Annotated in this window: 19 protein-coding genes; 15 read left to right on the forward strand and 4 right to left on the reverse strand. The window is 65.2% G+C overall.

All coding sequences use genetic code 11. From position 1 onward, the window contains the following. The first annotated feature begins 14 nt into the window (after window positions 1-14). The 11 genes from mraY (at window position 15) to lpxC (ending at window position 12,831) form a co-directional block, all read left to right on the forward strand. On the forward strand, window positions 15-1,184 hold the full coding sequence (gene mraY, locus C7402_RS42080) for a phospho-N-acetylmuramoyl-pentapeptide-transferase (RefSeq protein ID WP_112177533.1): 1,170 nt from the start codon (window positions 15-17) through the stop codon (window positions 1,182-1,184). Window positions 1,185-1,226: 42 nt separating this feature from the next. Next, window positions 1,227-2,744 carry a UDP-N-acetylmuramoyl-L-alanine--D-glutamate ligase gene (murD, locus tag C7402_RS42085; RefSeq protein WP_116614781.1) on the forward strand — a complete coding sequence of 506 codons (1,518 nt, stop codon included), beginning with the start codon at window positions 1,227-1,229 and terminating at the stop codon, window positions 2,742-2,744. Then, on the forward strand, window positions 2,741-4,009 hold the full coding sequence (ftsW, locus tag C7402_RS42090; RefSeq protein ID WP_112177531.1) for a putative lipid II flippase FtsW: 1,269 nt from the start codon (window positions 2,741-2,743) through the stop codon (window positions 4,007-4,009). Before murD ends, ftsW begins: the two co-directional genes overlap by 4 nt. After that, window positions 4,006-5,118: an undecaprenyldiphospho-muramoylpentapeptide beta-N-acetylglucosaminyltransferase gene (gene murG / locus C7402_RS42095; RefSeq protein WP_112177530.1), complete on the forward strand. Its 1,113-nt coding sequence runs from the start codon at window positions 4,006-4,008 to the stop codon at window positions 5,116-5,118. The genes ftsW and murG overlap by 4 nt, the downstream gene beginning before the upstream one ends. Beyond that, the gene (gene murC, locus C7402_RS42100) at window positions 5,115-6,509 is read left to right on the forward strand and encodes a UDP-N-acetylmuramate--L-alanine ligase (RefSeq protein ID WP_116614782.1); all 1,395 of its coding nucleotides are present in this window, start codon (window positions 5,115-5,117) and stop codon (window positions 6,507-6,509) included. The genes murG and murC overlap by 4 nt, the downstream gene beginning before the upstream one ends. Window positions 6,510-6,514: 5 nt before the next feature. Next, window positions 6,515-7,456: a D-alanine--D-alanine ligase gene (locus C7402_RS42105; RefSeq protein ID WP_112177528.1), complete on the forward strand. Its 942-nt coding sequence runs from the start codon at window positions 6,515-6,517 to the stop codon at window positions 7,454-7,456. Between the two features lie 60 nt (window positions 7,457-7,516). Next, on the forward strand, window positions 7,517-8,272 hold the full coding sequence (locus tag C7402_RS42110; RefSeq protein WP_112177527.1) for a cell division protein FtsQ/DivIB: 756 nt from the start codon (window positions 7,517-7,519) through the stop codon (window positions 8,270-8,272). A 27-nt stretch (window positions 8,273-8,299) separates the two neighbouring features. Beyond that, the gene (gene ftsA, locus C7402_RS42115; RefSeq protein WP_112177526.1) at window positions 8,300-9,532 is read left to right on the forward strand and encodes a cell division protein FtsA; all 1,233 of its coding nucleotides are present in this window, start codon (window positions 8,300-8,302) and stop codon (window positions 9,530-9,532) included. Window positions 9,533-9,673: 141 nt separating this feature from the next. After that, window positions 9,674-10,876, forward strand: a complete 1,203-nt coding sequence (ftsZ, locus tag C7402_RS42125) for a cell division protein FtsZ (RefSeq protein ID WP_112177525.1) — start codon at window positions 9,674-9,676, stop codon at window positions 10,874-10,876. Between the two features lie 271 nt (window positions 10,877-11,147). Further along, window positions 11,148-11,657, forward strand: a complete 510-nt coding sequence (locus C7402_RS42130) for a peroxiredoxin (RefSeq protein WP_112177524.1) — start codon at window positions 11,148-11,150, stop codon at window positions 11,655-11,657. A gap of 256 nt (window positions 11,658-11,913) precedes the next feature. Beyond that, window positions 11,914-12,831 (forward strand): UDP-3-O-acyl-N-acetylglucosamine deacetylase, encoded by a 918-nt coding sequence (lpxC, locus tag C7402_RS42135; protein WP_112177523.1) that lies wholly within the window; start codon window positions 11,914-11,916, stop codon window positions 12,829-12,831. 83 nt (window positions 12,832-12,914) lie between these two features. Here lpxC and C7402_RS42140 read toward each other — a convergent pair whose 3' ends face one another. Beyond that, the gene (locus tag C7402_RS42140; protein ID WP_112177522.1) at window positions 12,915-13,388 is read right to left on the reverse strand and encodes a DciA family protein; all 474 of its coding nucleotides are present in this window, start codon (window positions 13,386-13,388) and stop codon (window positions 12,915-12,917) included. A gap of 393 nt (window positions 13,389-13,781) precedes the next feature. Between C7402_RS42140 and secA the strand changes: the two genes are divergently transcribed. The 4 genes from secA to mutT all read left to right on the forward strand — a co-directional run bounded on the left by secA (window position 13,782) and on the right by mutT (window position 19,266). Then, window positions 13,782-16,586: a preprotein translocase subunit SecA gene (gene secA / locus C7402_RS42145; protein ID WP_112177521.1), complete on the forward strand. Its 2,805-nt coding sequence runs from the start codon at window positions 13,782-13,784 to the stop codon at window positions 16,584-16,586. A 120-nt stretch (window positions 16,587-16,706) separates the two neighbouring features. After that, complete coding sequence (gene argJ, locus C7402_RS42150) at window positions 16,707-17,948, forward strand: bifunctional glutamate N-acetyltransferase/amino-acid acetyltransferase ArgJ (RefSeq protein ID WP_116614801.1); 1,242 nt, start codon at window positions 16,707-16,709, stop codon at window positions 17,946-17,948. A 17-nt stretch (window positions 17,949-17,965) separates the two neighbouring features. Beyond that, window positions 17,966-18,838, forward strand: coding sequence for an ATP-binding protein (locus tag C7402_RS42155; protein WP_116614783.1), 873 nt, complete (start codon window positions 17,966-17,968; stop codon window positions 18,836-18,838). Continuing rightward, a complete protein-coding gene (gene mutT / locus C7402_RS42160; RefSeq protein WP_116614784.1) occupies window positions 18,835-19,266 on the forward strand; it encodes an 8-oxo-dGTP diphosphatase MutT in 432 nt (143 codons plus the stop codon). Before C7402_RS42155 ends, mutT begins: the two co-directional genes overlap by 4 nt. A 75-nt stretch (window positions 19,267-19,341) precedes the next feature. Here mutT and C7402_RS42165 read toward each other — a convergent pair whose 3' ends face one another. The 3 genes from C7402_RS42165 to coaE all read right to left on the reverse strand — a co-directional run bounded on the left by C7402_RS42165 (window position 19,342) and on the right by coaE (window position 21,176). Then, complete coding sequence (locus C7402_RS42165) at window positions 19,342-19,536, reverse strand: DNA gyrase inhibitor YacG (protein WP_112177518.1); 195 nt, start codon at window positions 19,534-19,536, stop codon at window positions 19,342-19,344. A gap of 49 nt (window positions 19,537-19,585) precedes the next feature. Further along, complete coding sequence (gene zapD, locus C7402_RS42170) at window positions 19,586-20,341, reverse strand: cell division protein ZapD (RefSeq protein ID WP_112177517.1); 756 nt, start codon at window positions 20,339-20,341, stop codon at window positions 19,586-19,588. A gap of 214 nt (window positions 20,342-20,555) precedes the next feature. After that, on the reverse strand, window positions 20,556-21,176 hold the full coding sequence (gene coaE / locus C7402_RS42175) for a dephospho-CoA kinase (protein WP_112177516.1): 621 nt from the start codon (window positions 21,174-21,176) through the stop codon (window positions 20,556-20,558). Window position 21,177: the final 1 nt, after the last annotated feature.

The raw sequence follows: 21,177 nt of genomic DNA on the forward strand, positions 1-21,177 counted from the left end.
AAGGAATACAAGGCATGCTACTGGCGCTGGCGCAATGGCTGCAGAATGACGCAAGCTTCTTGCGCGTGTTCAGTTATCTGACGTTCCGTGCGGTGATGGCCACCATCACCGCGATGGGGATCGGGCTTTTCCTCGGCCCGTGGGTGATCCGCAAGCTCACCGCGATGAAGGTCGGCCAGGCCGTACGTACGGACGGCCCGCAATCGCACCTCGTGAAGTCCGGCACGCCCACCATGGGCGGCGTGCTGATTCTGCTCGGCATCGCGGTTTCCACGCTGCTGTGGGGCGACCTCACGAACCGCTTTATCTGGATCGTGATGCTCGTCACGTTCGGGTTTGGCGCGATCGGTTGGGTCGACGACTATCGCAAGGTCGTCTACAAGGACCCGCGCGGCATGTCCTCGCGCGAGAAGTACTTCTGGCAGTCGGTGATTGGTCTGTTCGCGGCGGTGTATCTCGCGTTCAGCGTGTCCGAAGCGAGCAACGTGCGCGTGTTCGACCTCTTCATGGCGTGGGTGCGCAGCGGCCTGTCGATGGGCCTGCCCGCGCGCGCCGACCTGCTGCTGCCGTTCCTCAAGTCGATCAGCTATCCGCTTGGCGTGTGGGGCTTCATCGCGCTCACGTATTTCGTGATCGTCGGCGCGAGCAACGCCGTGAACCTCACCGACGGCCTCGACGGCCTCGTGATCATGCCGGTCGTGCTGGTCGGCGCATCGCTCGGCGTGTTCGCCTACGTGATGGGCAGCTCGGTCTACTCCAAATACCTGCTTTTCCCGCACATTGCCGGCGCCGGCGAATTGCTGATCTTCTGTTCGGCCATGGGCGGGGCGGGCCTGGCGTTCCTCTGGTTCAACACGTATCCCGCGCAGGTGTTCATGGGCGATGTGGGCGCGCTCGCGCTCGGCGGCGCGCTTGGCACCATCGCCGTGATCGTGCGTCAGGAAATCGTGCTGTTCATCATGGGCGGCATTTTCGTGGCGGAAACGCTCTCGGTGATGCTCCAGGTCACCTGGTTCAAATACACGAAAAAGCGTTACGGCGAAGGGCGCCGCATCTTCAAGATGGCGCCGCTGCATCACCATTTCGAGCTGTCCGGCTGGAAAGAGACGCAGGTTGTCGTGCGCTTCTGGGTCATCACGCTGATGCTGTGTCTGATCGGCCTGTCGACTCTGAAGCTGCGTTGATCGATCTTAGGCGTTCACCAAGGTAAGGGAAGGAAGCAAGCGATGTTTGGCGAGAAGTTTCGGGATCGGCAAAAGCCGATGGTGCTCGTGCTGGGACTCGGGGAATCGGGTCTCGCGATGGCGCGTTGGTGCGCGCGGCATGGTTGCCGCCTGCGCGTTGCCGACACGCGCGAAACGCCGCCTAATTTGCCCGAACTCGCCGCGCGCGGCATCGACGCCGATTTCGTGGGCGGCCCGTTCACGACCGCCTTGCTCGAAGGCGTGGAGCTGGTCGCCATCAGCCCGGGCCTTTCGCCGCTCGCCGAAGATCTCGTGCCGCTGATCGCGGCGGCGCGCGAGCGCGGCATCGAAGTGTGGGGCGAGCTCGAACTCTTCGCGCAGGCGCTGCGCCATCTCGGCGAAAGCGGCTACGCGCCGAAGGTGCTCGCCATTACCGGCACGAACGGCAAGACCACCACGACGAGCTTGACGGGCATGCTCTGCGAGCGCGCGGGCAAGCGCGTGGCGGTGGCGGGCAACATCAGCCCGGCGATGCTCGACAAGCTCGCCGAGGCGATCGACAACACCGCGCTGCCCGACATCTGGGTGCTCGAACTGTCGAGTTTTCAGCTGGAAACGGCGCACACGTTCGAGCCCGATGCGGCCGCAGTTCTCAACATCACGCAAGACCACCTCGACTGGCACGGCGGCCTCGACGCCTACGCGGCCGCGAAGGGCCGCATCTTCGGACCGCGCACGACGCGCGTGCTCAACCGTGACGACGCGCGCGTGATGTCGCTCGCAAGCGTGAAGGCAAGCGCGGACGCGAAGGTCGTGACCTTCGGCCTGGACGAGCCCGAGAACGACGGCGACCTCGGTCTGCTGCGCGAAAACGGCATGCAGTGGCTCGTGCAGGCGCACGATCTCGACGCGGCCGATGTGCCGGTGTCCCCGCGCCGTCGCAAGCAGCAGGAAGCCGCGCCCGTGAATCTCGGCATGAAACGCCTCATGCCCGCCGACGCGCTGCGCATTCGCGGCCTGCACAACGCGGCGAACGCGCTTGCGGCATTTGCGCTCACGCGTGCGATCCAGCTGCCGCCCGCGCCGCTCCTGCACGGCCTGCGCGAGTATCGCGGCGAGCCGCATCGCGTGGAGCTGATCACGTCGATCGAAGGGATCGACTACGTGGACGACAGCAAGGGCACGAACGTGGGCGCGACGGTCGCGGCGCTCGACGGACTCGCGCAGCGCACGGTGCTGATTGCCGGCGGCGACGGCAAGGGCCAGGACTTCGATCCGCTCGTCGCACCGGTTGCGCGCTGGTGCCGCGCCGTGATGCTGATCGGCCGCGACGCAGCGAAGATTCGCGCCGCGCTCGAAGAAACCGGCGTCGCGATGAGCGACCACGCGACGCTCGAAGAAGCGACGCGCGCCGCCACGGCGCTCGCGCAACCGGGCGACGTGGTGTTGCTCTCGCCCGCATGCGCGAGCCTCGACATGTTCCGCAACTACGCCCATCGCGCGGCCGTGTTCCGCGACACGGTGGAAGACATCGCCGCAGAACGGGGGACGATGATATGAGTTGGTCCGAACGATTCGGTGCGCGTTTATCGCGTGAGGGCGGTGGGGCGGGCGGCTCGACGAACGGCGGCGCGCCGCGTTCGAGCGGCCTCGCGAGCGTCGTCAACGGCGTGCGGCCGGGCCGCTCGCGCATGCTCGACTACGATCACTCGCTGCTGTGGGCCGTGATCGCTTTGCTCGGACTTGGCGTCGTGATGGTCTACTCGGCTTCGATCGCCATGCCCGATTCGCCCAAGTACGCGTCGTACCGCGACTGGGCGTTCCTCGTGCGCCACCTCGTCTCGCTCACGATCGCGACGATCGCCGCGCTCGTCGCGTTCCGCATTCCCGTTTCCACATGGGAACGCTACGCACCGAAGCTCTTTCTCATCTCGCTCGCCATGCTCGTGGTCGTGCTGATTCCGCACATCGGCAAGGGCGTGAACGGCGCGCGGCGCTGGATTCCGCTCGGCGTCACGAACATGCAGCCGTCGGAAATCATGAAGCTCGCCGTGACGATCTATGCGGCGAACTACACGGTGCGCAAGCAGGAATACATGCACAGCTTCGCGAAGGGCTTCTTGCCGATGGCATTCGCCGTGGGCGTGGTCGGCGCGCTGCTGCTGCTCGAACCCGACATGGGCGCGTTCATGGTGATCGCCGCGATCGCGATGGGCGTGCTGTTCCTCGGCGGCGTGAACGGCAAGCTGTTCGGCGGCCTCGTGGCCACGGCCGTGGGCACCTTCACGCTGCTCGTGTGGGCGTCGCCGTGGCGCCGCGAGCGGATCTTCGCGTACCTCGATCCGTGGGACGACCGCTACGCGCAGGGCAAGGCCTATCAGCTCACGCACTCGCTCATCGCGTTCGGTCGCGGCGAGTGGTTCGGCGTGGGCCTCGGCGGCAGCGTCGAAAAGCTCAACTATCTGCCTGAAGCGCATACCGACTTCATTCTCGCCGTGATCGGCGAGGAACTCGGTTTCGTCGGCGTGCTGGTCGTGATCCTGCTGTTCTACTGGATCGTGCGCCGCGCGTTCGAGATCGGCCGCCAGGCGCTCGCGCTCGACCGCACGTTCGCGGGTCTCGTCGCCAAGGGCCTGGGCGTGTGGTTCGGCGCGCAGGCCTTCATCAACATGGGCGTGAACCTGGGTCTGTTGCCGACCAAGGGTCTCACGCTGCCGCTCGTGAGTTACGGCGGCTCGGGCATTTTGCTCAACTGCGTCGCGGTGGCACTGCTGTTGCGCGTCGATTACGAGAACCGGGTCCTGATGCGCGGAGGGAAAGTATGACCGCAGCAACGCGCACGCTCATGGTGATGGCCGGCGGCACCGGGGGACACGTGTTCCCGGGGCTCGCCGTCGCGCATCGCATGGAGCAGTGGGGCTGGCGCGTGGTGTGGCTCGGCAATCCCGCAGGCATGGAAGCGACGCTCGTGCCCAGGCACGGCATCGCGATGGAATACGTGCGCTTTGGCGGCGTGCGCGGCAAGGGCATCAAGACCAAGCTGATGCTGCCGCTCAATCTGCTGCGCGCGTGCACGCAGAGCCTCGCGGCGCTGCACCGCGTGAAGCCCGATGTCGTGCTCGGCATGGGCGGCTACATCACGTTCCCGGCGGGCGTGATGAGTGCGCTGTCGGGCCGTCCGCTCGTGCTGCACGAACAGAATTCGATCGCGGGTCTCGCGAACAAGGTGCTCGCCAGGCTCGCGAAGCGCGTGCTCGTGGCGTTCCCCGGCGCGCTGCCCGACGCCGAGTGGACCGGCAATCCGATCCGCGAGGCGCTGGAGCACGTCGATCAGCCGAAGGCGCGCTATGCGGCGCGCACCGGTCCGCTGCGCGTGCTCGTGGTGGGCGGCAGTCTCGGCGCCACGGCGCTCAACGAAGTCGTGCCGCGTGCGCTCTCGCTGCTCGCGCCGCAAGAGCGCCCGCACGTCGTGCATCAGGCGGGCGCGAAGCACATCGACGCCTTGCGTCAAAACTATATCGGCGCCGGTCTCCTTTCGAACGAAGGGGACGACGCGGTGCAACTCGTGCCGTTCATCGACGACATGGCGAGCGCCTACCAGAACGCGGATCTCGTGATCTGCCGTTCGGGCGCCATGACGGTGGCCGAGATCGCGGCGGTGGGCGTGGCGGCATGCTTCGTGCCGTTCCCCTACGCCGTGGACGACCACCAGACCACCAACGCCGCGTTCCTTGCCGACAAGGACGCAGCGCTCGTGGTGCAGCAACGCGACCTGACGGCGGAAGGACTTGCCGACTGGTTGCGGCATCAGACCAGAACATCGCTGGCGGAAATGGCCGAGCGCGCTCGCGCGCTCGCGAAACCCGACGCCGCCGATCAGGTCGCACGCATCTGCGCGACCGTGGCGGGCGTAGTAGCGGGAGGAAAGCAATGAAACACATCGTCAAACATATCCATTTCGTCGGCATCGGCGGCGCAGGCATGAGCGGCATCGCCGAAGTGCTCGTCAACCTCGGCTACCAGGTAAGCGGCTCGGACCTCGCAAAGAACGGGGTCACCGATCGACTCGCCGCGCTCGGCGCGCGCATCGCGATCGGCCATGCCGAAGAGAACATCGAAGGCGCGAACGCCGTGGTCGTTTCCACGGCCGTGCGCAGCGACAACCCGGAAGTGCTCGCGGCGCGCCATCGCCGCATTCCCATCGTGCCGCGTGCCGTGATGCTCGCGGAACTCATGCGTCTGAAGCAGGGCATCGCGATCGCGGGCACGCACGGCAAGACCACCACCACGTCGCTGGTGGCGAGCGTGCTGGCGGCGGGCGGGCTCGACCCGACCTTCGTGATCGGCGGACGCCTCATCAGCGCGGGCGCGAATGCGCGCCTCGGCACGGGCGACTTCATCGTGGCGGAAGCCGATGAATCCGACGCATCGTTCCTGAACCTCTTCCCGGTGATCGAAGTCATTACGAACATCGACGCCGATCACATGGACACCTACGGGCACGACTTCGCGCGCCTGAAGCAGGCGTTCATCGAATTCACGCATCGCCTGCCGTTCTATGGCATTGCCGTGCTGTGCGTGGACGACCCGAACGTGAAGGAGATCCTGCCGTTCGTGTCGAAGCCGATCATCCGTTACGGCCTCGCGTCCGACGCGCAGGTGCGCGCGGTGAACGTGGTCGCGCGCGAAGGCAAGATGCACTTCACGGTGATGCGCGAAGACGCGCCGTCGCTCGACATCGTGCTGAACCTGCCGGGCACGCACAACGTGCAGAACGCGCTGGCGGCGATCGCGATCGCGACCGAACTCGAAGTGAAGGACGCCGACATTCAGCGCGCGCTCGCGGAATTCAACGGCGTGGGCCGCCGTTTCCAGCGCTACGGCGAAATTCCCGTCAACGGCGGCGGCGCTTACACGTTGATCGACGACTACGGCCATCACCCGGTGGAAATGGCGGCGACGATTGCAGCGGCGCGCGGCGCGTTTCCCGAGCGCCGGCTCGTGCTGGCGTTCCAGCCGCACCGCTATACGCGCACGCGCGACTGCTTCGAAGATTTCGTGCGCGTGCTCTCGACCGTCGACGCGCTCGTGCTGACCGATGTCTACGCGGCCGGCGAAGCGCCGATCGTCGCGGCCGACGGCCGTGCGCTCGCCCGCGCGATTCGCGTGGCGGGCAAGGTCGAGCCGGTGTTTATCGAAACGGTGGATGAGATGCCGGACGCGCTGGCCGCGGTGGTGCGCGACGGCGATGTGGTGATTACGATGGGCGCGGGTTCGATCGGCGGTGTGCCGGGCCGGATCGCCGTACAGGAACAAAAGGCGTGAGTGACATGAGCAGTATCGACGCGAAACAATTTGGCAAGGTGGCGGTATTGCTCGGCGGCGTGTCCGCCGAGCGCGAGGTGTCGCTCAAGTCGGGCTCGCTGGTGCTTCAGGCGCTGCAAAGCGCCGGTATCGACGCGCATGCGTTCGACCCCTCGGAGCGTCCGCTTTCGGCGTTGAAGGACGAAGGCTTCGTGCGCGCGTTCAACGCGCTGCATGGCGGTTATGGCGAGAACGGCCAGATCCAGGGCGCGCTCGACTTCTACGGCATCCGCTATACGGGCACGGGCGTGCTCGGCTCGGCGCTCGGGCTCGACAAGTTCCGCAGCAAGCTCGTGTGGCAACAGCTCGGCATTCCGACGCCGCCGTTCGAAACCGTGCTGCGCGGCGACGACTACGCGGCGCGCGCGCCGCAGATCGTCGCGAAGCTCGGCCTGCCGCTGTTCGTGAAGCCGGCGAGCGAAGGGTCGAGCGTCGCGGTCATCAAGGTGAAGGCCGAAGCCGAACTCGTGCCGGCGCTCGTGGAAGCTGCGAAGTTCGACAAGATCGTGCTGGTGGAAAAGAGCATCGAAGGCGGCGGCGAGTACACCGCGTGCATCGCGGGCGACCTCGATCTGCCGATCATCAAGATCGTGCCGGCGGGCGAGTTCTACGACTACGACGCGAAGTACATCCTCGACACGACGCAGTATCTGATTCCCTGCGGCGTCGCGCCCGAGAAGGAAGCGGAACTGAAGAAGCTCGCGCGCCGCGCGTTCGACGTGCTTGGTTGCACCGACTGGGGCCGCGCCGACTTCATGATGGACGGCGCGGGCAACGCGTATTTCCTCGAAGTGAACACGGCGCCCGGCATGACCGATCACTCGCTGCCGCCGAAGGCCGCGCGCGCGGTGGGCATCGAGTATCGCGACCTCGTGGTGCGCGTGCTCGCGCTTACGTTGAACAATTGAGGCCCTGATTAATCTCTGACCGACGAATTGCCGAACCTGCACTGAACCGACAATCTCGACATGTGGAATAACGTACGCCAGCTCAACCTTGCCGCCAACGCGTTGCACGCGATGCTCGCGCTCGCGCTGCTGGCGGCCGGCTGCTACTGGCTCGTGCAGCGGCCCAACTTCGCGCTGCGCGAAATCCGCATCGAAGGCGACACCGAGCACATCAACTCGCCCACGGTGCGCGCGAGCGTGGTCGGCCGCCTGAAGGGCAACTTCTTCACCGTCGATCTCGACACGGCGCGCACCGCGTTCGAGCAGATGCCGTGGGTGCGCCACGCGAGCGTGCGCCGCGTGTGGCCCAATGCGCTGGCTGTCACGCTCGAAGAGTACAAACCGTTGGGCACGTGGGGCAGCGATCAGCTCGTGAGCACCGATGGCGAGCTGTTCACCGCGAACCAGGGCGAACTCGACGAGGACCTGCCCGCGTTCGACGGCCCGGACGGCACCGCGCCCGAAGTGGTCGCGCGTTATCACGACTTCGAGAAGTGGTTTGCGCCGCTCGGGCTCACGCCTGACGAAGTGACGCTCTCGCCGCGCTACGCGTGGACGGTGAAGCTCTCGAACGGCACGCAGGTGGAGCTGGGCCGCGAGCGCAACGCCGACACGCTGGGCGAGCGCTCGCATCGGCTCATCGCGGCGTGGACAGCGGTCACGCAGCGTTGGGGCAAAGAGATCGAATATGCGGACCTGCGTTATCCGAACGGGTTTGCGATAAGGGCGGCCGGCATGCGCTTCATCAGCGACACGCCCGCTCCGGGCAAGAAGTAACAGGACATCACACGCAACGAGCACGATATGAGTAAAGACTATAAGGATCTGCTGGTCAGCCTCGACATCGGGACGTCGAAGGTGGTGGCCGTCGTCGCCGAAATGAAGGGCGATGGCCACTACGAAGTGATCGGCCTCGGCCAGAGCGAATCGAAAGGTCTCAAGAAGGGCGTGGTGGTGAACATCGAGGCCACGGTGCAGTCTATCCAGCGAGCGCTCGAAGAAGCGGAACTCATGGCCGACTGCAAGATCACTAACGTATTCACCGGCATTGCGGGCAGCCACATTCGCAGCTTCAACTCGAGCGGCATGGTCGCCATCAAGGAGAAGGAAGTCACGCAGGCAGACGTCGCGCGCGTGATCGAAACGGCGAAGGCGATCAACATCCCGACCGATCAACAGGTGCTGCATATCCTCACGCAGGAATTCATCATCGACGGTCAGGAAGATGTGCGCGAGCCGATCGGCATGAGCGGCATTCGCCTCGAAGTGAAGGTGCATATCGTGACGGGTGCGGTGAGCGCCGCGCAGAACATCGTGAAGTGCGTGCGCCGCTGCGGCCTCGAAGTGAACGACCTCATCCTGCAACCGCTCGCTTCGTCGCTGGCGGTGCTGACCGAGGACGAGAAGGAACTGGGCGTGGTGCTCGTCGACGTAGGCGGCGGCACGACCGATATCGCGATCTTCAGCGAAGGCGCGATTCGCCATACCGCGGTGATTCCGATCGCGGGCGACCAGGTGACGAGCGACATCGCCATGGCGCTGCGCACGCCGACGCCCGACGCGGAAGACATCAAGGTGAGCTACGGCATCGCGAAGCAGGCCTTGGCCGACCCGGACGAGATGATCGAAGTGCCGGGTCTGGGCGAGCGCGGTCCGCGCACGCTGTCGCGCCAGGCGCTCGCGGCCGTGATCGAGCCGCGCGTGGAAGAGCTTTTCTCGCTCGTGCAGCAGGTGGTGCGCGAGTCGGGCTACGAAGAATTGCTGAGCTCGGGCGTCGTGCTCACGGGCGGCGCCGCGATGATGCCGGGCATGGTCGAGCTGGGCGAGGACATTTTCCTGAAGCCGGTGCGCATTGGCGTGCCGGAATACGCGGGCGGGCTTGCCGACGTGGTGCGCAATCCGCGCTACTCGACGGCGATGGGCCTGCTCGTCGAAGGCCGCTCGCAGCGCATGCGCGGGCGCAAGGTTGCAGTGCAGTCGGGGTCGATGGGTCAGGTCTTCACTCGCATGAAGGACTGGTTCCTCGGCAACTTCTAAGAGCAGAAGTCGCAGGACAGAAGGCGAAGTACAAGCTTCGAAAACCGCGCCGGTGACGGCGGCTGGCGCGCAGTGGAGGGTTGCCCGATCTTCCACTGGATAACGGCCGAGGAGCGGAATCTTTTTCTTGACGGAGGCAACATGGAATTCCAGATGCTGGAAACGGAAACCAACGGCACCATCATCAAGGTGGTAGGCGTTGGTGGTGCTGGCGGCAATGCCGTGCAGCACATGATCAACCGCGGCGTGCAAGGCGTCGATTTCATCGTGATGAACACGGACGCACAGGCGCTTTCGCGCTCGCGTGCATCGGCCGTGATCCAGCTCGGCAACACGGGCCTGGGTGCAGGAGCCAAGCCGGAGATGGGTCGCGCGGCAGCGGAAGAAGCCCGTGAGCGTATCGCCGACTCGCTGCGCGGCGCGCACATGGTGTTCATCACCGCCGGCATGGGCGGCGGCACGGGTACGGGTGCGGCACCCGTGGTCGCGCAGATCGCCAAGGAAATGGGCATTCTCACCGTTGGCGTGGTGAGCAAGCCGTTCGAGTTCGAAGGCGGCAAGCGCATGCGCGTGGCGGAAGCCGGCTCGCAGCAACTGGAGGATCACGTCGACTCGCTGATCGTCGTCCTGAACGACAAGCTGTTCGACGTGATGGGCGATGACGCCGAGATGGACAAGTGCTTCCAGTGCGCGGACGACGTTCTGAATAACGCAGTGGCCGGCATCGCCGAAATCATCAATGTCGACGGCCTCGTGAACGTCGACTTTGAAGACGTGAAGACGGTGATGGGCGAGCAGGGCAAGGCGATGATGGGCACGGCGACGGTTGCCGGTGTCGATCGCGCGCGCCTCGCGGCGGAACAGGCCGTGGCGAGCCCGCTGCTCGAAGGCGTCGATCTGTCGGGCGCGCGTGGCGTGCTGGTCAACATCACGTCGAGCCGTTCGCTGCGTCTGTCGGAAACGCGCGAAGTGATGAACACCATCAAGAGCTACGCTGCGGAAGATGCGACGGTGATCTTCGGTGCGGTGTACGACGACGCGATGGGCGACGCGCTGCGCGTGACGGTGGTGGCAACGGGCCTTGGCCGCGCTGCGAAGAAGCAGCAAGCCGCGCCGATGCAACTGCTGCGCACGGGCACGGACAACCATCCGATCCCGGCTCCGGCCGGTTCGTACGCACCGCAGCACAGCGGCCACGGCAACACGGCCGACTACGGCGCGCTCGACACGCCGGCTGTGTGGCGCACGTCGCGCGACACCGCGGCTTCGCACGTGCAGGCGCTTCAGGAAAAGGGCGTCGACACGTACGACATTCCGGCGTTCCTGCGCAAGCAGGCGGACTGACACGCGAGCCGATCTGACTGCGGCAGGGCGCGAAAGCACACATCGCCCTCGCCCGCAGACAGATGACGCGCGGCGTCGCAATGAAGGCGAGCAAGACCAGCGAGGCCGCATCCGGGAGGATGCGCGGCAGGGACGGTTGCCCGCCACGCGTTGAGCGTGGGGGACAGGCGCGGTGTCGCCAGTCGTTTCTGTGTAACCTTGGAGTACATCGTTGCCCAACATTGCGGGACGCCGGCGCGACACGCTTGCGCATCGCTGCAAAGGACGAGTCATGATCAAACAGGGTGAAACGCTGCCCGAAGCGACCCTCTTCGAGTTCATCGAAGACGCACGCGAGGGCTGCACGCTGGGGCCCAACAGCTTCGACGTGCGAAAGGAAGCGGCAGGCAAGCGCGTGGTGATCTTCGGATTGCCGGGCGCGTTCACGCCCACGTGCTCCGCGAAGCACGTGCCGGGTTACGTCGAGCACTACGACGCGCTGCGCGCGGCCGGTGTCGACGAAATCTGGTGCGTGTCCGTCAACGACGCGTTCGTGATGGGCGCGTGGGGGCGCGATCAGCGTACCTCGGGCAAGGTACGCATGATGGCCGACGGCAGCGCGGCGTTGACTCGTGCACTCGGACTGGAGCAGGATTTGTCGGCGCGTGGCATGGGAATCCGCTCCCAGCGCTATGCGATGGTGATCGACGACGGCGTGGTCAAGACGCTGCACGTCGAGGCACCCGGCAAGTTCGAAGTGAGCGATGCCGCGAGCATACTTGCCACGTTGACCCGCGCATGAACGCGTTCGCGGCTTTGCGTTGCCCCGTTGCAACGCAAAATGCGACGCAAATGTGACAGGCGATTACGTGCGCCCAGCGGGCCGATTACCCCGGGAACGCCTCCGTTCCGGGCATCGGCCCGCCCTTCATCCCGACTGGGTAACAAGGGGAAACAGTTTGTCACGCCCGTGAGGACGACGGACTTGCCGCAACTGGAGTATAATTCGAGCTATGAGTTAAAAAGTCCCGATTGGGATTTTCAATGAGCAGAAAACCATGTTGAAGCAGCGAACCATCAAATCGATCGTGAAGACAGTCGGCATCGGCCTGCACTCGGGCCGCAAAGTCGACCTGACGCTCCGTCCGGCTGCGCCGAACACGGGCATCGTGTTTTCGCGCGTGGATTTGCCGACGCCGGTGGATATCCCCGCATCGGCGAAGGCGATTGGCGACACGCGCCTCGCCTCGGTGTTGCAGAAGGACGGCGCACGTGTCTCGACGATCGAGCACCTCATGTCGGCCTGTGCGGGTCTCGGCATCGACAACCTCTATGTGGACGTCACCGCCGAGGAAATCCCGATCATGGACGGCAGCGCGGCTTCGTTCGTGTTCCTGATCCAGTCGGCGGGCATTGAAGAACAGAACGCACCGAAGAAGTTCATCAAGGTCAAGAAGCCGGTCGAGATCCGCGACGGCGACAAGTTCGCACGCCTCGATCCCTATTTCGGCTTCAAGCTCAAGTTCACGATCGACTTCCGTCACCCGGCCGTCGACAAAACGGGCCAGGCGCTCGAAGTGGACTTCGCGAACACCTCGTACGTGCGTGAAATCGCGCGCGCCCGCACGTTCGGCTTTGCACACGAAGTCGAAATGATGCGCGAGCTCGGTCTCGCGCGCGGCGGCAGCATGGACAACGCGATCGTGCTGGACGAGTACCGCATCCTGAACAACGACGGCCTGCGCTACGACGACGAGTTCGTGAAGCACAAGATGCTGGACGCGATCGGCGACCTTTACGTGGTCGGCCATCCGCTGCTGGCGGCCTACGACGCGTACAAGTCGGGCCACGGCCTGAACAACCAGTTGCTGCGCGAGCTGCTCGCGAACGAAGACGCCTACGAGATCGTCACGTTCGACGATCCGCAGAAGGCGCCGCGCGGTTTCGGCTACGAGGCGCAGACCGCGTTTGCCTGAGTCTTGCGGAGTTGGCCAGTAAAAAGGGCGGCTTTATGCCGCCCTTTTTACTTTTGCACGATTCGCAAGCGTTGCGCCGGGGTTCAGCGCGACTTGATGTGGCGCGCCGCCATTTTCGCGAGCGCGGCCTGCAAGGGCGAGGGCTCCAGCGACTCGCTGAGCGCCATGAGCGCGGCGGCGCCGGTGGGCGTCATGCGGGCCTGCTTGGGCGGCGCGGGGTCTTTCACGGTTTGCGGACGCACACGGATGCGCACGCTGTTCAGCGGCCAGCCGCGCGCCTGCAAGTCGGCCACGAGCCGCGGCTCCAGATGCCGCAGCCGCGCCGCGAGCGCGTTGTGCGCGGCAAAGAGGGCCAGCGTGCCGTCCTTGATGAAGCCCGGCTCCACGCTCGCGGCGAGATAGTCGGGCAGCAGCGCATTGAGGTCGCGCTGGATCGCCGCGATCTGCTCGACGCCTGCGCGCAGCGGCGCGAACGCGTCCGTGCGGCTCAGCACTTCGGCGAGCGGCTGCGGGGCGCGTGGTCCCCTGGACCTTGAAAACGGCGAGAAACGGCTCATGTGGCGAAGAGAGGGGCAAGCGCGCAAGCGGCGCCCCCGTGGATGCATCGATGCGGCCATTGTAGCCCGCGCGGCGCACCCCATCTCGCTTTTGCGAGCTTTTACCGCGCCTTCGCGCCATTCGGCCAGGTCCGCATCGCGGCCCTTCGCCGCACGGCGGGAAGGCCGTCCGTGCGGGCATCGCGCAAGCCTGCGCCGTCTTTCCGCTGACACGGGCGGGTGTGAGGGCGCGTGCTAAAATGCCCGATTCGAATCCACCATTTTGGGGCTTAAGCCGCCGAGGTCCTTCCGGTCCGGGTGCGCAGTGTGCGGGTGCCGTAGCAGGCGCCGCACGACCAGCTGAACCCTCCCGCCAGGAATCCCGGCCGAAGCCGCGACGCAGACACCGATCCGATGACCACCGGTTTCTTACAGAAAATCTTTGGCAGCCGCAATCAGCGCCTGATCAAGCAATATCAGAAGACGGTCGCGGCGATCAACGCGCTCGAACCGAAGATCGAGCAGTACACCGACGAGCAGCTGCGCGCGAAAACGGTCGAGTTCCGCGAGCGCGTGGCCAACGGCACTTCGCTCGACGACCTGCTGCCCGAGGCGTTCGCCGTTTGCCGCGAGGCGAGCAAGCGCGTGCTGAAGATGCGCCACTTCGACGTGCAGCTGATCGGCGGCATGGTGCTGCATTACGGCAAGATCGCTGAAATGCGCACCGGCGAAGGCAAGACGCTCGTCGCCACGTTGCCCGTGTACCTGAACGCGCTCTCGGGGCGTGGCGTGCACGTGGTCACGGTGAACGACTACCTCGCCCAGCGCGACGCCGAGTGGATGGCGCGTCTGTACAACTTCCTGGGTCTGTCCGTCGGCATCAACCTGTCGCAGATGGATCACGCGACGAAGCAGCAGGCTTACGCGTCGGACATCACCTACGGCACGAACAACGAGTTCGGCTTCGACTACCTGCGCGACAACATGGTCTACGAGACCGAGGCGCGCGTGCAGCGTGCGCTGAACTTCGCCGTGGTCGACGAGGTGGACTCGATCCTGATCGACGAAGCGCGTACGCCGCTCATCATCTCGGGCCAGGCCGAAGACCACACCGAACTCTACGTGCGCATGAACGCGCTGCCGCCGCTGCTCGAGCAGCAGATCGGCGAAGAGAAGGCCGACGGCACGGGCGTGGAAAAGCCGGGCGACTACACGCTCGACGAAAAGGCGCGCCAGGTGTTCCTCACGGAATCGGGCCACGAGAAGGCCGAGCGCATGCTCGCCGAGTGGGGCCTGATCGGCCAGGGCGAGAGCCTCTACGCGCCGCAGAACATCACGCTGATGCACCACGTGTACGCGGCGCTGCGCGCCCACACGCTGTTCCACAAGGACCAGCACTACGTGGTGCAGAACGGCGAAGTCATCATCGTCGATGAATTCACCGGCCGTCTGATGGCCGGCCGCCGCTGGTCGGACGGCCTGCACCAGGCCGTGGAAGCGAAGGAGCACGTGAAGATCCAGAGCGAGAACCAGACGCTCGCTTCGATCACGTTCCAGAACTACTTCCGCATGTACGCGAAGCTCTCGGGCATGACGGGTACGGCCGACACCGAAGCGTACGAATTCAACGAGATCTACGGCCTCGAAACGGTGGTGGTCCCGACGAACCGCACGCCGAAGCGGATCGACAAGCAGGATCAGATCTACAAGACGGCGAAGGAACGCTACGACGCCGTGATTCGCGACATCCGCGACTGCTACGAGCGTGGTCAGCCGGTGCTGGTCGGCACGACATCGATCGAGAACTCGGAACTGCTCTCGGACCTGCTCACGAAGGCCGGTTTGCCGCACGAAGTGCTCAACGCGAAGCAGCACGCGCGTGAAGCCGCGATCGTCGCCGAAGCGGGCCGTCCGCAACGCGTCACCATCGCCACCAACATGGCGGGCCGCGGTACCGACATCGTGCTGGGCGGCAATGCGGAAAAGCAGGCCGCGTTCATCGAAGCCGACGATGCGATTCCCGCCGACGAAAAGGCGCGCCGCATCCAGCAATTGCATGACGAATGGCAGACGCTGCACGATCGCGTGAAGGCTGCGGGCGGCCTGCACATCATCGGCACCGAGCGTCACGAATCGCGCCGGATCGACAACCAGCTGCGCGGCCGTGCGGGCCGTCAGGGTGACCCGGGTTCGTCGCGCTTCTATCTCTCGCTCGAAGACCCGCTGCTGCGCATTTTCGCGGGCGACCGCGTGCGCGCGATCATGGACCGCCTGAAGATGCCGGAAGGCGAGGCGATCGAGGCGGGCATCGTCACGCGTTCGATCGAGTCGGCGCAGCGCAAGGTCGAAGCGCGCAACTTCGACATCCGCAAGCAGCTGCTCGAATACGACGACGTGTCGAACGACCAGCGCAAGGTGATCTACCAGCAGCGCAACGAACTGCTCGAAGCGCATGACATCACCGAAACCATCGGCGCGATGCGTCATGGTGTGGTCACGGATATCGTGCGTCAATATGTGCCGCACGGCAGTATCGAAGAGCAGTGGGACGTGCCCGAGCTCGAAGAAGTGCTGCGCAACGAGTGGCAGCTCGACCTCGCGATCCAGGAGATGATCAACGAGTCGTCGTCGATCGACTCCGATGAAATTCTCGAAGCCGTGCTCGCCGCCGCCGACGAAGCGTACGACCAGAAGGTCGCGCTCGTGGGTCGCGAATCGTTCAGCGCGTTCGAGCGCTCGGTCATGCTGCAAACGCTCGACCGTAGCTGGCGCGAACACCTGGCCGCGCTCGACCACCTGCGTCAGGGCATTCACCTGCGCGGCTATGCGCAGAAGAACCCGAAGCAGGAGTACAAGCGCGAGGCGTTCGAACTGTTCGCCGCGATGCTCGAAGCCGTGAAGCTCGAAGTCACGCGTATCGTGATGAACGTGCAGATCCAGTCGCCGGAGCAGCTCGAACAGGCGGCCGAGCAGATCGAAGAGCAGGGCCATCACGTCGAGAACGTCGAGTTCCGCCATGCCGAGTTCGCCGAAGCCGACGCGGCGCCGGCTCCCGCGGCTGCCGCACCCGTGGCCGCCGACGCAGCCGCCGCCATGGTGGGCGCGGCCATGAGCCATACGCCGCCGGTGGGCAGCGATCTGCCGAAGGTCGGCCGCAACGATCCGTGCCCGTGCGGCAGCGGCAAGAAGTACAAGCAGTGCCACGGCAAGATCGCGTGACGCAGGCTTGAACGTAGATTCCGGTGGCCCGCTTTTCATGGCGGGCCTTGCGTTTTGAATCCCGATGCCGGCCAGGCCTTGAGCGCCTTGGCCGGCATCGCCTTTTCGACAGGTCGCCCCATGGCTGTCAATTTCCCCTCGATTGATCCCGCTCAACTTCATCCGGTCGCCGGCGTGACGCTCGGCTGGGCGGAAGCCAATATCCGCAAGCCCAATCGCAAGGACGTGCTGGTGATTTCCGTCGACGAAGGCGCGAGCGTGGCCGGCGTATTCACGCTGAACCGCTTCTGCGCCGCGCCGGTGACGGTGTGCCGCGAGCACCTCGCGAAGGTGCGCGCGGGCGGCAAGGGCATCCGCGCGCTGGTCGTGAACACCGGCAACGCGAATGCCGGCACCGGCGAGCCGGGCATGAAGCACGCACGCGAGACTTGCGATGAACTCGCGCGCCTCGCGGGCCTCGAGCCTTCGCAGGTGCTGCCGTTCTCGACGGGCGTGATTCTCGAGCCGCTGCCGATCGACCGTTTGAAGGCGGGCCTGCCCGCCGCGCTGGAAAACCGCAAGGCCGCGAACTGGTACGACGCCGCGCAGGCCATCATGACGACCGACACGCTGCCGAAGGCCGTGTCGCGCCAGGTGACGGTCGACGGCCACACGATCACGTTCACGGGCATCAGCAAGGGCGCGGGCATGATCAAGCCGAACATGGCGACCATGCTCGGCTTCCTCGCCTTCGACGCGAACGTCGCGCAGCCCGTGCTCGACGAACTCGTGAAGTACGTGGCCGATCGCTCGTTCAACTGCGTGACCATCGACGGCGATACCTCGACCAACGACTCGTTCATCATGATCGCCTCGGGCAAGGCCAACCTGCCCGCGATCACCTCGACGGACTCGCCCCCGTATGCCGCGCTGCGCGACGCGGTGACGGCCGTCGCCCAGGAGCTCTCGCAACTGATCGTGCGCGACGGCGAAGGCGCGACCAAGTTCATGACCGTGCAGGTGGAAGGCGGCAAGGACGTGGCCGAGTGCCGCCAGATCGCCTACGCGATCGGCCACTCGCCGCTCGTGAAGACGGCGTTCTACGCCTCGGACCCCAACCTCGGCCGTATCCTCGCCGCGATCGGCTATGCGGGCGTGACCGACCTCGACGTCGACAAGATCGACCTCTATCTCGACGACGTGCTCGTCGCCAAGGCGGGCGGCCGCAACCCGGCGTACCGCGAAGAAGACGGCCAGCGCGTCATGAAGAAGAGCGAGATCCTGATTCGCGTGCTGCTCGGCCGTGGCGATGCGCAGGCCACGATCTGGACCTGCGACCTCTCGCACGACTACGTGAGCATCAACGCCGACTACCGTTCCTGATTCGCACCTTTCATCACATGGATAAGCTCGAACAGTTTCTGACCCGTGCCGAAGCGCTGCTCGGCCGTCTCGAAGCCGTGCTGCCGCCGTCGGCACCCGATGTCGACTGGAGCGCGGCCGTCGCGTTTCGCTGGCGCAAGCGTCAGGGGCGCGGCTTCCTGCAACCGGTGCCTGCGATCTCGCTGATTTCGCTCGACGACTTGCAGAACATCGACCGCCAGAAAGATCTCATCGACCGCAACACGCGCCAGTTCGTGCAGAAAAAGCCCGCGAACAACGTGCTGCTCACCGGTGCGCGCGGCACCGGCAAGTCGTCGCTCATCAAGGCCTGCCTGAACGCGTACGCGAAGGACGGCCTGCGTCTGATCGAAGTCGACAAGGACGATCTGCATGACCTCGGCGATATCGTCGATCTCATCTCGACGCGCCCCGAGCGCTTCATCGTGTTCTGCGACGACCTCTCGTTCGAGGAAGGCGAGTCGGGCTACAAGGCGCTGAAGGTGGCGCTGGACGGGTCGGTCGCCGCGCAGTCGGACAACGTGCTGATCTACGCGACCTCGAACCGCCGCCATCTGCTGCCCGAGTACATGAGCGACAACGAGACGTACAAGCACATGCCCGACGGCGAGATTCATCCGGGCGAAGTGGTGGAAGAAAAGATCTCGCTGTCCGAGCGCTTCGGCCTTTGGGTGAGCTTCTATCCGTTCAAGCAGGACGACTATCTGACGATCGTCGGCCACTGGCTGCATCACTTCGGCTGTGACGACGCCGAAGTCGAATCGGCGCGCGGCGACGCACTCGTCTGGGCGTTGGAGCGTGGTTCGCGCTCGGGTCGCGTGGCGTGGCAGTTCGCGCGCGACTGGTCGGGCAAGAAGGCGCAAGAGGCATGAGCGCCGACACGAGCGCGGCGAAGGACGCGACAACCAGCGTTCGCCCGGTGACGGAAGTCGCCGTGGGCGTGCTGGTGCAGCCCGATGGCCGCTATCTGCTCGCGCAGCGCCCCGAGGGCAAGCCGTACGCCGGCTACTGGGAGTTTCCGGGCGGCAAGCTGGAAGCGGGCGAGACGGTCGAGGCCGCGCTCGCGCGCGAGTTGCACGAGGAACTGGGCATCGACGTGAAGGCATGCCACCGCTGGCATACGCTGGAGCACGATTACCCGCACGCCTATGTGCGCCTCTACTTCTGCAAGGTGACCGAGTGGACCGGTGAGCCGCATGGCCGCGAAGGTCAGGCGTTCGTGTGGCAGTCGCTGCCCGCGAGCGTCGAGCCGCTGCTGCCCGCGACGATACCCGTGCTGGAGTGGCTCGCCGCCGAGTAACGGTTGCGAGTGGAGCGAGGCGATGCAAAAAGGCCGCTGTGCGCGATGCACAGCGGCCTTTTTTATGGGTTGGCGCTATTGACGCGTATCCGTGGGCGGCGCGTCTTCAGGCGGCGTCTCGTCGTCGGCGCCACCGATGCGGTACTTTTCGGCTGCCCACGCGCCGAGATCCATTTGCTTGCAGCGCTCGGAGCAGAATGGGCGGAAGCGGTTTTCCGGCACCCATTTGACATCCTTGCCGCAGGTGGGGCATTTGACGACAGTGGTCATGCGATAGAACTTGGGTTGCGTTGAGTCTGGTGTGGCGATGCGGCCCGCTTCACAGGCTGCACAGCGTGAGCTGGAACGGCACGTCCTGATCGACGGAGCGTGGTCGCAGATCGCCGTCCTGCACGGTGAAGCGCACCCACAACATGTACTTGTTGGCGCTCGCCTCCGGAATCACGTGCATTTCCGGCGCCACACGCACCTGCATGAGCTGATAGGCTCGGCCCGACAACATTTGCTGATAGCTGCCCTGCATCGCCATCACCTTGGACGCCTGACCCGATTCGCGCGCGAGGCGCAGCACGATGGCGGCGGCGTCGCGCAGCGGCAGGAGCGGCGTGACCCACTTCGCGATGTCCTGACGGCGTTGATCCGGATGCAGCTGCTGCCAGGCGTAATACGACGGCAGGTCGAACTTGCACGTGCCGCCCGGAATGATCGCGCGGCTGCGAATGCTCGTGAGCCACTCGTTGTCCATCAGATGCTGGCCGGTCTTGCCTTGCATCTGCGTGAGGCCGGTGAGCGTCTGCTCGATTTCGCCCAGCACGGTTTCGAGCGCATTTTGCTCGATGCCGGGATTGCCGCGAAACGGCGCGAGCGTTTGCCGCTGCCTTTCGAGCTCCTTCATGAGGTCCGACTTCAAGTCGGCACGGCCTGCGACTTCGGCGATTTCGAAGAGCGTCGTGAGCGCGACGTGATGTTCCCTCGGATCCTCCTGGGTCAGGAAAAACGTGAAGCGCTCGAACAGGTCCTCGAGGCGCAGCAGCGTCCGGATTCGCTCGTTGAAGGGATACTCGTAAAGAATCAAGCGCGCTCGCCTCGGGCGTGGTAGGTGATGGGTTGCAGGACATTCTAATGCCGTGGGACTACGGTCGCAATCGCGCCGGCACGGCGTTTTGCCGATGTGTCCCGCGATTTTCGCCTGCGAGTCCAGACCCGTGGCCTTGCGATGCGTTTCGACTGGCAGGACGCTTGCGAGTTCTCGCGCGAAGGCCGGGTGTGTGCGCTTTTCTGTGAGTGTTCTAGGCTTTGTCGGCTCTTTTTGCGGCGAGTGTCAGAAACGTCTGATGCAAGGCCTCGACGTCATGCCCAAGCGTTTCGAGCGTCGCGCCGTTGTCGTTGACCACTACATCGTCGGCGGCCGCGAGACGCGCCTCACGTGTGGCTTGACGCGCGATGATGGCGAGCACCTGCTCTCGCGTGAAGGCGTTGCGGCGCATGACGCGCGCGATTTGCGTCTCGACGCTGCAATCGACGGTGAGCACGCGATCGACGCGCGTTTTCCACGTGCCCGACTCCACGAGCAAGGGTACGACCACGATCACGTATGGGCCGTTGGCCTCACGTGTTTCGCGTTCGGTCTCCGAACGGATCAGGGGATGAGTGATGGCCTCGAGCCGTTTGCGCGCGGACTCGTCGCCGAACACGAGCGTGCGCATGCGCGCGCGGTCCATCGAGCCGTCGGGCGCGACGAATTCAGCGCCGAACGCTTGGGCGATCTGTGCCATCGCGACGCCGTGCGGCGCGGTGATGCGATGCGCGATGAGATCGGTGTCGACGATTGGCACGCCGCGCGCCGCGAAGAGATCTGCGACGGTGGATTTGCCGCTACCGATGCCACCCGTCAATCCGATCACGAACATT

Origin of the sequence: Paraburkholderia unamae (genome assembly GCF_003096875.1) — a bacterium.
Classification (GTDB): Bacteria; Pseudomonadota; Gammaproteobacteria; order Burkholderiales; family Burkholderiaceae; genus Paraburkholderia; species Paraburkholderia unamae.